The following is a 10,981-nucleotide window of genomic DNA, read 5'->3' on the forward strand; positions in this document are numbered from 1 at the left end:
ATGATGGACTACGCCGAACACGATTTTGAAATACGCAAGGATGTTCTTCGCCAGCTCAAGCATTTCTCTGAGCCCAGCAACGTCGCCGCCGTCCGCACCCTCGCGTTTGAATATGCTCTCATCGCAGGGTCGATTTATCTGTGCGTTGGAGTATCCTATTGGTTCTATCCGCTTGCCATCATTATCATCGGGTCTGCGCAGCGCACCTTTGCCAATATTCTTCACGAGGCTGCGCATTTTCACTTTGCCAAGAACAAACTGCTCAATTTCCTGGGCGGGACGGTTCTGACGTCTTACCTGATCTTCCACATGTTTACGCCCTATAGAAATTCTCACGTGGGATTTCACCATCGTCATTTCGGCGACCCGGAAGATGACCCAGATTACAATTTTCACATTCTGCTGGGCCTATACGAGGCCAAAGAAAGCCACAGCCGGTTCATCTTGAAGAACCTCGTTCTGGCTCTGATCGGGTATCGATCCTGGGAGTATATCAAGTATATCTATCAGGACCGCATTCTCTTCACGAAGGACAAGATTGTCATCCGCATGCCGATCTCGGTCACGAGCGACCGGATCATGTTTGCTGCGACCTGGATCGTCGTCTTAGGACTGGTGACCTGGTTCAACATCTGGCTCGAATTCCTACTTTTCTGGATCGTACCGTGTTTTACAACCTACATCGCGATCGGTTGGTGTGCTGAACTCGCGGAGCACTACCCGCTGCCGGAGTCAGAGAATAAGCGCCTTCTCATGACGCGTAACCGCCATGGTTGGGCAGTCGAGAATTTCCTCTTCGGCCGGCACTATGATCGCTACCACTTGGTGCATCACATCTTTCCGACGATCCCCTTCTACAACCTCAAGAGGGCGCACGAAGTGCTCCTTGAGGACCCGTCCTATCGGAAGTGGGATGCAATGTGGGGCGGCATCTTCACGCGGAGACATCCTGAAGAAGAGACGCTGATCTCCTACGTCAGAAAGTACAAGGATGAAATCTCGCGCGAGGAACGCGATCCAAATCGACCGAGCTTTGCTCAGCGCATCCTTCTCCAACATCCGCTGGCACAAGGAGCCTGATTTATGACCAAGCCAGAATTCCGTCAAGCTTCATCGCAAAATCTTCATGCTTTGCATCAGGATGTCGCAAAGGGTCTCAGGAAAATCGCTGCTCACCCTGTAATCCGTGAGAAGTTCTCGGCCGACCCATTCATCAAGCAGTTTTTCACCGAAACGGTGGCGCGATACATCATCGGCAAGTCAATGTCCGAAGCCGCCGATAAGTTCGACGTTTTGTCAGTAAAGGGATACCTCGCCGGCGTCGAGTTTGTTGGTGAGGAGATATCCGATGGCGGTCAGGTCGAGCAGGTTGTGGAGGAAAACATCCGCTTCCTCTTACATGCGCGCGGGCGCCCGTTTTCGGATGGGCTACAGCTTGGCTTTGATCTTTCCAGTGTCGGCATGCTTATAAGCCGCGAACTCGCGATGACGAATACGGCGCGCATTGCGAAGGTGGCTGCCGAGCAAGGTGCCACGATTATGATTAGCATGGAGCGCAGCACCCAGACCGACACCATTCTGGATGCTTTTCACCAGCTGGCCCCTTCGCATGAAAATCTTGGTCTGACTATCCAAGCCTACATGCATCGTACCGAGGTTGATCTGCCCAAGCTAATCAAGACCAGGCGTAAGATCCGCCTTGTGAAGGGTGTCTATGATGAGCACTCGTCGCTGACGCTGCCGCGCGGGAAAGAGCTGGATGTTCGATATGTGGAATGCATCGAGAAGCTCGCCGAGGCCGGGTCTCGTTTCGCTGTCGCAACGCATGACCCTGCCATCATCGACATGTTGAATGCCCGCGGCCTCCTGGATGCGGCCGAAGAGCTGGAGGGGCTACATGGATGTAACCCAAGTCTTTTCCACACACTGAACAACGAGGGGCATCGGTGCCGCATAACCGGCGTTTACGGGGAAGAATGGCTTCTTCATTTCTTGCACCGGCTTGCCGAGCATCCGCCGAATGCCCTGCAGGCGCTGGCAGATTTCTACAACCCAGACCGGGTTGTCTTCGGCGCGGACTACTGAAGATGACGGCACTCACCTCACCGCGCGTTCCAACCGCATATCTGAACATGGCCGGATCGGGGCCCGTTTCTGATGAGGTTCTGGCCGCAACTACGACATACCTGAAAATCGAGCAGCAGGTCGGGGCCTATGACACTGAGCTCGATCATCACGTCGAGCTTGACGAGCGCGTCTACGAAAATCTTGGCACCCTCTTAGGGTGCGTTGCGGCTGACATCGCGATCTTCGACAACGCTACCCGGGCGTGGACGGAAGTCGTGAGCCGACTTTCGTTTAAAGGCGCGCGCCGCATCCTTACAACCGAATACGAATACGCTGGGAACCTTCAGTATCTGAAGGATCTCTCGGAACGGGAAGGACTCGAACTGATCACGATACCCTGTACTGATAAAGGTGAAATCGACCTAGAATGGCTGCAATCAAACATGGGAAATGACGTTGGGCTCGTGTCCGTCGTGCATGTTCCATCTTGCTGTGGCATCATAAATCCTGTTGCGACCATCGGTGAAATCCTCTCGGGATACCAAGCTGTCTACATCGTGGATGCCTGCCAGGCTGTTGGTCAGGTTCAGATTGATGTCCACGCAACCGGTTGCGATGTGCTCACTGGTGCCGGGCGTAAATTCCTGTGCGGCCCCCGGGGCACCGGGTTTGCCTTTGTCTCAGCACAGCTGAGAGCCAGGATGTCTCCCGGATTTGTCGATCTTCACCTTTCTGATATCAAAGCCGATGGCCGGATCGAAAAAGACATGGGAAATGCGCGCTTCCTCGAAATGGGGGAGCGTAATTGCGGGGCCATCATCGGCTTGTCACGGGCCATCGAGGAGGCTCTGCATGGCGGGGATCGGCTAAACGATGGCATTTTCCGAATTCGCGAAGGCGTTTCCGCTCTTGAAGGGGTCATACCGATCGATCCTGGTAGGAACCGTGGAGGTATATTTTCGTTTCGTCATAAAAAGATTCCCGCCGAAGAGGTGGTGAGGAACCTCAGAGAGCACCGGATTGCTGCCTGGCGCATAAAGGGGTCTCATACCCCGCTTTATATGCTTCCCAGAGGACATATAGAGGGAGTGCGGTTGTCATCCAACAAGATCACAGTCGAGCATGCAGATTTGGTGGTGGCGGCGTTGAAGGATATGCTTGCTTGAGGACTGTCCTGAGGCACGTAGTTTGCCCCGACGCCTCGTTCAATTGAACTTCCTGTGCGGAAATCCCCGCAGACTAGGCTAGCCTCGCGCTGGCCTTTTTTTGGGCCTTGGACGATAATCTGTGATCGCCGCGCTCGCGCGGGGATCACACTGGCAGGGGGGATTCGGGCAAGCCGAACGCCCCCTGCATCCTTGGGCCAGGCCGCGCGAGCGCGCCCTGTCCGTATCGGGAACCGCCGGTTCCCCCACGCAAGCCCCATGAGCGGCGTCAGGGGGGGTGTCCCCAACCACGGTCTCGGCCGGGGGCCGAGCTGCGTGGCCGGGTGATCCCCCTCCCCCCCTTCCTTGTCATGGAGCTTGCGCGGGCCCCCCTCCTGCCCTCGCCGGGAGGCAGGCTTTCAGGAGAGGGACGCTTCGCGGTCCTCGCCAGAAACCCCGCCCCAATTTTCGGCACCAGACCGGATAGGGCATCACCACAAGGAGGCCAGACATGGCTGATATTCATTCGGAAAACACCGCAGAGGCGGCTGTCGAGGCAGCGCGGGTCGCGCTTATCGCAAGACAGAACGACCGGTTCCGCACCACATGGGGCGCTGACTTCACCGTTCCCGGCCAGATTGTCATGACGCGCGGCGTGGCCGCACTGTCGCACGAGGCACAGGTGGCGATCATGGTCGCGGTCATGCAGTTTTCCGAGTTCACCGAGGACAACGACCCTTACGGCACCCACGATTTCGGCATCTTCACCGTGGCCGAAGGCGAACGCGAGGTTCGGCTTTACTGGAAAATCGACCTCTACGACGCGGGCTATGAGTTCGGTTCCGACGATTGCGCGGACACCACTAAGACCCGCCGCGTGCTGACCATCCTTCTGCCCGAGGAATACTGAGTTCGGTTGCGGGGTCTCTCCCTGCCCCGCGCCGAGGCTGGCCTGTCGAGCAGGCCCAAGGGAGGGGCGGCAAGCGCCTCTCCCACCCCCTCACCACAACGGAAAGGAAGGTGAAATCAATGAGCAATGAAACCATGAAGCGCCGCATTGCCGAGGCTTGGGCGCTTCTCAGGAAGGGCGATCACTTTGGCATCGGACGCCGCTTCCTGATCCAGCACGGGGCCATCTAAGCCCCCTCGCCTCAGCCCGTCAGGGCTGGGGCACCGATAACACAAAAACTCACCACACGACAAGGATAAGACCCATGACAAAGCAAGAGACGATCATCGCCCCCATCGAACAGGTTCCCTTCGATGATCTGTATGTTTCCGACCTGAACCCGCGCACCGTGTTCAGCCCCGAGGGGATCGAGGCACTGGCAGAGAATATCCGCCAGCTTGGCCTGATCCAGAACCTCGCCGGGCTGCGCGATGAAACCGGCAAGGTTGGCATCGTGGCCGGAGGCCGGAGGCTTCGCGCCCTGGCTTTGCTGCAAGACGATCCGCGCTTCGCTACGGTTTCCGTGAAGATCGCGCCCGATCAGGCGACCGCCGAGATTTGGGCATCGAGCGAGAACCACCACCGCGAACAACCCCATGCCGCCGATGAAATCCGCGAATATGGCAGCATGGCCGAGCGGGGCGTTCCGGTTCCCTCCATCGCCATCGCGTTCGGCGTCAATGAAAAGCACGTCTATCGCCGCTTGAAGCTGGCAAGCCTGCCGGTGTCGGTTCTGGACGCCTTGAAGGCCGGGGAAATCACCCTGTCGAACGCCGCCGCCTTCACCGTCAGCGAGGACGAGGCGAACACGCTGGCCGTGCTGGAAAAGGTGCGGGGCGAGGGCTACAGCGATCACCAGATCAAGCAGATGCTCAAACCGGACTCGGTGCGCAGCACGGATCGGCGCGTGAAGTTTGTTGGCCTTGAGGCTTACGAGGCCGAGGGCGGGCGCGTCACTGGCGACCTTTTCGCAGACCAGACCTATTTCGATGATGTTGCCCTGCTGGACGAACTGTTCAAGGCGAAGCTGAACGCCACCGCCGAGGCCATGACCGGCGACGGTTGGAAATGGGCCGAGGCGATGGACACCACCTATCTTGGTTATTACGAGATCGAGGAACGGAAGCTGGACCGCATCTATCGGGATGAAGGGACGCTCACCGAAGAGCAGTCAGAGCGTTACGACGAACTGGCGGAATTGGCCGAAGGTGAGGTTCTGGACGCCGAGGGCGAGGCCGAACTGGCGGCGCTGCAAGCCGTGTTGGATGGTGCATTCAGCGCCGAGCAGAAGGCCGTTTCGGGCGTCCTTGTCTACGTCAACCAGAGCGGCGAGGTTCAGACCGCCGAGGGGCTGGTGAGGCGTGAGGACCGGGCCGCCGCCATCGAGGCCGGGTTCCTGCGCAAGTCCAGCCATTCGAGCGCCGAGGCCGAGCCGAAATCCCCCATCAGCCAGAAGCTGCGCGACGACCTGTCCCGTGTCGCACAGGGCGCACGGCAACATGCGGTGTTGCGCGATCCCGATCTGCTGATTGACCTTCTGGCCTACCAGTTGAGCCACGCCCTGCGCTGGAACGATCCGCTTGGCATCGCCACGACCGAGGTTCCGAACTGGCCTTCGACCGAGGCCGAGGGCTATGCCCTTGACGAGCGCCTGACCAGCAACCCGCCGCGCGATATGTGGGATGCGAAAGACCTTGGCGCATCCTTCCGCGCGTTTCGCAAGAAAGGCCCGGAGCATGTGCGCGGTGAACTGGTCCGGTTCCTTGCCGCTCAATATCGGGGCGGCGACGAGAAGCTGTCCGCGATGATCGACAAGGAGACGCAGCCGAATATCCGCGAAGTCTGGACCCCCAATGCGGCGAACTTCTTTTCTCGCGTCGGAGGCCCCTACCTCAACGATCTGTGGCGCGATCTGCTGGACCTGTCCGACGATCACCCGACCGCCACGACCTTCGCCAAGCTGAAAAAGGGCGAGAAGGCCGACAAGCTGGAAGCCCTGTTCCGTGGCGACCACGATCTGCGCAGCGCCCTTGGCGTCACCGACGAGCAGGCCGCGAAGATCGGGGCATGGCTGCCCGAAGGCATGAAGTGAGATCGAGGGCGGGGCGGCAGCGCCCCGCCCACCGATGGAGGTTCCCATGAGATTCAAGCGTTCACCCCGACACCCGTTCACCGACACGCCCCGCAAGCGGGCCGCACTGCGCCGGAAACAGCGCCTTGAGCGCGAGGCCCTTCCGTTGCTGGCCGATCAGATTGCCGAGGCACAGCCGAGCGAGGACCGTGTTATGGCAGACCGCGCACTGGCATGGTCCGAACAGGAAATCAGGGACCGTCGCGCTCGGGCAGAGAAGTGGCATGAAGCCCGCCGCCAGATCGACGCCCTGCCCGAAGATGAGCGCCGCGCTGTGCGGCGGGCATGGGACTGCGCCCCATACCCCGCCGACCCGTCTTATCTGTTGAGCGTCCTGCACAGCTACAGCCAAGGCAGGATCGACTTGAAAAGCCCGCCTTTCCCGCTGTCGCGCACCGACGCCTCGGGCGCGAGGATCGCGAACCTGTTCGCTTCATCTGACCTGTTCGTGACGATCCTCAAGGCGCGGGAGATTGCCGCCGATCCTGACCGTCACCCGCTGGCGGAACGTCACGCAGCCTATCACCATCTTCAACTGGCGGCATCGAAGAACAAGGATCGCGACCGCGCCGCCCAGAATCGCGTGTTGGCCTCGCAGCTATTCCTTCGCCTCGGAGAATTGGAGAACGCCCATGCCTGATTTCACCGCCCACCGTCATCCGGTCCTTGCCGTGCGCTGCCCCGATTGCGGCAGAGCGCCCGGCGTCTGGTGCCGTCGCCCGAGCGGCCACATGGCGAGCGACTTTCATCACAGTCGCAAGGTGGAGGCGGATCGCGTCTTCATCGACCAGCACGGACCTGACGCCAGCATCCTGCGCGACGGCGACGGATGGATCATTGATCCACGCGGGCGCGTCGGCATTCGGCCTCAGCCCGAGCAACTGGCTTTGTTCTGAGGGATATTCATGGCGCTGGCGAGAACTGATCGACTGTGCTACGACTGGAACTAAAGGAGAACTTAGATGTTTGATCGCCGCGCTCACGCTGAAGAAATCATTGCCGAACTGATCGGCAAGATGTGGAACTGGTTCTTTATCGGAGCTGCTGGCGCGGCTATCGTGATCGCCGCTTGCATCGCGTTCTTCGCGGGGGTCAACGTCCCCAATCTGATTTACTGGATCGGCACAGCCATCGCCTTCGGGTGCTTCGCACAAGCCGCCAATCTGTCGAACGAAATTCGGAGCCGCCGCGCGCATCTTTGACGCCGGGCAGGCCAGCTTTTTGAGAATATCCTTGTGGTGAGGATAACACTGGCCCCGCTCGCGCGGGGCCTCTTTTTTCCAGGGACCGACATTCAGGACGATCATGCACGACGACGACGAAACCACCTTCAAGGATAGGCTCGATCTGGTTCAGTATCGCATGGCCGAGATCGTCTTTTGTCCGGGCCGTGTCGTCCGGGCCTGCTGGCGTGGCGGGCGACCGACGATCAACCGCTATATGCTGGCCTTCCTGACTGTGTTCCTGCCTGCCCTCGGATTCGGCATCGTCATGGGATGGGCCATGAGCGGGTCCGAGCATTTCCTGTTCGGCGCGGATCGGACATTCACCCGGCAGCTTGGCGAGGCGTTCATGCTGATCTGGATGATTGCCGTTCTCTACCTGCTCGCCATCGGCATCACGATTATCGTCATGGGCTGGTTCCGAAAGGGACCGCGCCGAGGGTGATGCCCGGTGCGCCGGGACTGCGCCCCGACGCACCGGCCTTGCGCTACCCGCGCAGGGGCCGCTGCGCGGCTTGGCCGTCAGCACCAACCCTGCCGCCTGCCCCCATTGTATTCCCGCGCCAGCCCTTCCCCGATCAGGATACCGGCCACGTCCGCACGACCGATGTAAAGCCGCGCTAGCCCTCGGTCATTTCGGTCGCGGCCCGGCAACACGATCAGTTCCACCAACTCGCCCGAGCCGATCAGCTCGCGCAAGCGCCTCGTCGCCTCGTCACCAAGCGCCTTTTCATATGCACATTGCGGATCGTAGGTTTCCGGCGTGTCGAGACCGACCAGCCGGAACCGCTCACCGCCCAGGTCAATCGTGTCGCCGTCGATCACATAGACTGAAGCCGGATTGATCGGCTCTGCCGCCGTCCCGGTGTCGATCGACAGCAAGGCCGCGACGATCATCGCACCTGTTGCCGCAACTCCAAACAAGCGCCTGCGTCGCGCATGTTGTCCGCGTCTCGATCCAGTTTCTCGCAGCCAGTTTCGCAAGCCGCTCTGCCCTCTTCTGTTCCTGTGCCGGTTGTCGCTAGGCCGCCATCGGGTTTCCCTTGACCCATTTGCCGCTGCGCAGATGAGCATCCGTCGCCCCAGGTTTCGACCGTCGCCGTGATTGTCCTTGCAGTATGAATCGAGCCCCTGTCGAGATCCACACGCCGCTGCCTTCCTTGATCTGGAACCGACACTGAAATTCGTGCAACCCAGGTATTCACCCGTCTCCTTGGTCCGGGTTTCTCAAACGGAACATTGCTTGTTCCTCTCTTAGCGACCGTCCGGGGCTAACGCCCCGCCCTTCAATCAAAAAATCGGTTTCCGCTTTGCGGACCCTCCGATTTTTGGCTTGATCGCATCGAGGACCAGCATGACCGTTTTTCATCGAAACACTAAGATACCAAGGAGACAAAAAATGAATACCTTCGCTGAGTTTGAAATCATCGGTCGGGTCGGTCAGATCAAGGAAGGCAACGGCGTCCTCTGGGTTTCCATCGCCGCCGAGTATGGCCGCAAGGACAATCACGGCGACTTTCAGTCGAAACCCTTCTGGAACGACGTGAGTATCTTCAACGAGAACGTCATCAAATGGGTCAAGGAAAACACCGTCAAAGGCGACCTGGTTCGCGCGACCGGCACCATCCGCTCCGAGAGCTACGAGACCAATAGCGGCGAAACCCGCCACGGCGTGAAACTGGCCTGCGACAACTTCGCCAACCTGGCCCACATGATCCGCAAGCAGATGGAGCGGCAACAGGCGGGCTGACCGCCCGGGCGGGCCTCACGGCCCGCCTGCCCTTCGGGCGCGGCGCTGCGCCCCGACCAATCGGCCGCCCCCATCGAGAGGGCGGCCGATCGCGCTTCACAGCCTTCAGCTCCGAACCGCCGACAAGCGGCAATGCGACACTGGACCCCTGCGAAGGTGCAGGGTCTGCCTCCTTGAAAAACAGCGGCCACTCTACACGGCGCGGCGAGCCGTCAACACCAAGCCCTTCGGGGCGCTGCGCGCGTGTTGACGGCCCGCCTTTCCCGCCGTGTCACCGAGCCTCGTTTTTTCAATCAGGAGACAGACCATGAAATTCATTCGCAAGCGTTCCATCAAACTTCGTCGCATCGCCGCTCGCCGGCTCCGAGCCATCCGCAAGCTGCTGCGCGCAATCGACCTCAGCCTTACGATCTCGATCAACCTCGGCTTCCTGAAGGTCGGGATCACCCTCAAGCGCCGCCCCGAGTAGGGCGGCTGCAACGGCCAGGCCCTCCGGGGCTTGGCCTTTCTGCATTTCATCTTCCCTGAAATATCCTCGGGGGAGCGCCGCCAGGCGCGGGGGCAGACAGCCCCCTCACCGCTCCGGGCACATGCGCCGCAGCGCGGCCATTCCATCCGTAATGGCCGGGCCGTTGGGCACCTGAAGCTGGCCCAGGTTCTCGGTCACGGCCGCCGCCGCCGCCAAGGCGTCGCCATCGCCGCTCGTCGCCAGATGCGCCAGCATGGCGGCCTGGTTTTGCAGCATGTTGCCGGTCACTTCGATGTTGGCGATGTTCGCCTGCACCATCTGCGACATGGCCGCGCTCACAAGCTCGCAATCGTCAGCCGAGCCTTCCTGCGCATGGGCTGCTGCTGCGCCAACCAGGTATGCCGCCGCTGGCAGGCTGCGCATCACGTTTGCCGCTATCAGTTTCATCGAAAGCTCCTTTCTTCCGACCTCATGCGAGATCGGTCTTCGCAAAATCATCGCCCTTGTAGAGCAAGGGGGCATGAAACGCCTTAGCGGCGGCGTAGGCGAGGGCGTCACCCATGTTGAGTTTCGCCGGATGACCGGCCACCTTGCCGTATTTCCTCAACGCCGCGATCGCCGCCGAGCCCATGCTTTCGGTGAGGTGCATTTCACGAACGCCGAGTGATTGGAGCAGGTCTGCGACAAGCTCGCTCGCCTTGTCGAAGTGCGCCTCGCTGATATGCGTTACGCCATCCTTTTCCTTCAGATCCCGTGCGATCCCGAGCGTCGTTTCTACCCGCACAACCGGCGAAATCATCAGCTTGCCTCGGGCCTGTTCCATTGCTTTGAGCATCGCCGGGGCTTCCGGCTCATTCAGCAGCACGGCGCAAAGCGCGCTGGCGTCGATGAACATCAGTCATCACCCCACAGCTCATCCATGAACGGCTTGTCGTCGGATTCGCGCGGTTTCAGACCTGCCTCGGCTGCCTTTCGCTGAACCTTCGCTACACGTTCCGCGAGGGTTTCCTGCTTCTCCAACGCCGCTATACTATTGAGCAAGGCCGTGCGAACCGCTTCGGTTTTGTTCCTTGCGCCAGAGGCAGCAAGGTAGCGGTCAACGAGCTTATCTACGTCCGGGTCTTTGATGTAGAGGGGCATGTGCATATCCTTTCAGGATATACAATATAGCCGAAAAGTATATCCCGCAAGTGCTAGTATCTTCGATTGTTGAATTTCGTGGCGAATCCCGGTCGTTCGTGACCTCG

The 10,981-nt window shown here is 59.9% G+C and carries 15 protein-coding genes; 11 read left to right on the forward strand and 4 right to left on the reverse strand.

Features of this window, described 5'->3' with window-relative positions; all coding sequences use genetic code 11:
* Nucleotides 1–3: 3 nt before the first annotated feature.
* The 9 genes from EP237_RS20030 to EP237_RS20070 all read left to right on the forward strand — a co-directional run bounded on the left by EP237_RS20030 (nucleotide 4) and on the right by EP237_RS20070 (nucleotide 7,960).
* On the forward strand, nucleotides 4–1,080 hold the full coding sequence (locus tag EP237_RS20030) for a fatty acid desaturase family protein (protein WP_164744779.1): 1,077 nt from the start codon (nucleotides 4–6) through the stop codon (nucleotides 1,078–1,080).
* A 3-nt stretch (nucleotides 1,081–1,083) separates the two neighbouring features.
* Nucleotides 1,084–2,085 carry a proline dehydrogenase family protein gene (locus EP237_RS20035; RefSeq protein ID WP_088716887.1) on the forward strand — a complete coding sequence of 334 codons (1,002 nt, stop codon included), beginning with the start codon at nucleotides 1,084–1,086 and terminating at the stop codon, nucleotides 2,083–2,085.
* A 2-nt stretch (nucleotides 2,086–2,087) separates the two neighbouring features.
* Nucleotides 2,088–3,233 carry an aminotransferase class V-fold PLP-dependent enzyme gene (locus EP237_RS20040; RefSeq protein ID WP_157903889.1) on the forward strand — a complete coding sequence of 382 codons (1,146 nt, stop codon included), beginning with the start codon at nucleotides 2,088–2,090 and terminating at the stop codon, nucleotides 3,231–3,233.
* 490 nt (nucleotides 3,234–3,723) lie between these two features.
* A complete protein-coding gene (locus EP237_RS20045; protein ID WP_088716889.1) occupies nucleotides 3,724–4,122 on the forward strand; it encodes a DUF3768 domain-containing protein in 399 nt (132 codons plus the stop codon).
* A 304-nt stretch (nucleotides 4,123–4,426) separates the two neighbouring features.
* Nucleotides 4,427–6,253, forward strand: coding sequence for a ParB/RepB/Spo0J family partition protein (locus EP237_RS20050; protein WP_088716890.1), 1,827 nt, complete (start codon nucleotides 4,427–4,429; stop codon nucleotides 6,251–6,253).
* Between the two features lie 46 nt (nucleotides 6,254–6,299).
* On the forward strand, nucleotides 6,300–6,932 hold the full coding sequence (locus EP237_RS23350) for a hypothetical protein (RefSeq protein WP_174861803.1): 633 nt from the start codon (nucleotides 6,300–6,302) through the stop codon (nucleotides 6,930–6,932).
* Nucleotides 6,925–7,188, forward strand: coding sequence for a zinc finger domain-containing protein (locus EP237_RS20060; RefSeq protein WP_088716891.1), 264 nt, complete (start codon nucleotides 6,925–6,927; stop codon nucleotides 7,186–7,188). The genes EP237_RS23350 and EP237_RS20060 overlap by 8 nt, the downstream gene beginning before the upstream one ends.
* A 66-nt stretch (nucleotides 7,189–7,254) precedes the next feature.
* Nucleotides 7,255–7,494, forward strand: a complete 240-nt coding sequence (locus EP237_RS20065) for a hypothetical protein (protein ID WP_088716892.1) — start codon at nucleotides 7,255–7,257, stop codon at nucleotides 7,492–7,494.
* Nucleotides 7,495–7,597: 103 nt separating this feature from the next.
* Nucleotides 7,598–7,960, forward strand: a complete 363-nt coding sequence (locus EP237_RS20070; RefSeq protein ID WP_088716893.1) for a hypothetical protein — start codon at nucleotides 7,598–7,600, stop codon at nucleotides 7,958–7,960.
* 77 nt (nucleotides 7,961–8,037) lie between these two features.
* Here the strand turns inward: EP237_RS20070 and EP237_RS20075 are convergent, their stop codons facing one another.
* Nucleotides 8,038–8,439 carry a thermonuclease family protein gene (locus EP237_RS20075; protein ID WP_164744780.1) on the reverse strand — a complete coding sequence of 134 codons (402 nt, stop codon included), beginning with the start codon at nucleotides 8,437–8,439 and terminating at the stop codon, nucleotides 8,038–8,040.
* Nucleotides 8,440–8,914: 475 nt separating this feature from the next.
* Between EP237_RS20075 and EP237_RS20080 the strand changes: the two genes are divergently transcribed.
* Nucleotides 8,915–9,265, forward strand: coding sequence for a single-stranded DNA-binding protein (locus EP237_RS20080; RefSeq protein WP_074647520.1), 351 nt, complete (start codon nucleotides 8,915–8,917; stop codon nucleotides 9,263–9,265).
* A gap of 307 nt (nucleotides 9,266–9,572) precedes the next feature.
* A complete protein-coding gene (locus EP237_RS23225; RefSeq protein ID WP_157903891.1) occupies nucleotides 9,573–9,734 on the forward strand; it encodes a hypothetical protein in 162 nt (53 codons plus the stop codon).
* Between the two features lie 105 nt (nucleotides 9,735–9,839).
* On the opposite strand, the gene EP237_RS20085 is transcribed toward EP237_RS23225, so the two are convergent.
* The 3 genes from EP237_RS20085 to EP237_RS20095 are packed head-to-tail and all read right to left on the reverse strand — an operon-like array spanning nucleotide 9,840 to nucleotide 10,874.
* Nucleotides 9,840–10,181, reverse strand: coding sequence for a hypothetical protein (locus EP237_RS20085; RefSeq protein ID WP_088716896.1), 342 nt, complete (start codon nucleotides 10,179–10,181; stop codon nucleotides 9,840–9,842).
* Between the two features lie 22 nt (nucleotides 10,182–10,203).
* The gene (locus tag EP237_RS20090; RefSeq protein WP_088716897.1) at nucleotides 10,204–10,629 is read right to left on the reverse strand and encodes a type II toxin-antitoxin system VapC family toxin; all 426 of its coding nucleotides are present in this window, start codon (nucleotides 10,627–10,629) and stop codon (nucleotides 10,204–10,206) included.
* Nucleotides 10,629–10,874 (reverse strand): type II toxin-antitoxin system VapB family antitoxin, encoded by a 246-nt coding sequence (locus EP237_RS20095; protein ID WP_074647545.1) that lies wholly within the window; start codon nucleotides 10,872–10,874, stop codon nucleotides 10,629–10,631. Before EP237_RS20095 ends, EP237_RS20090 begins: the two co-directional genes overlap by 1 nt.
* Nucleotides 10,875–10,981 lie beyond the last annotated feature (107 nt).

Source organism: Nioella ostreopsis (assembly GCF_004000255.1).
GTDB classification, from domain to species: Bacteria; Pseudomonadota; Alphaproteobacteria; order Rhodobacterales; family Rhodobacteraceae; genus Nioella; species Nioella ostreopsis.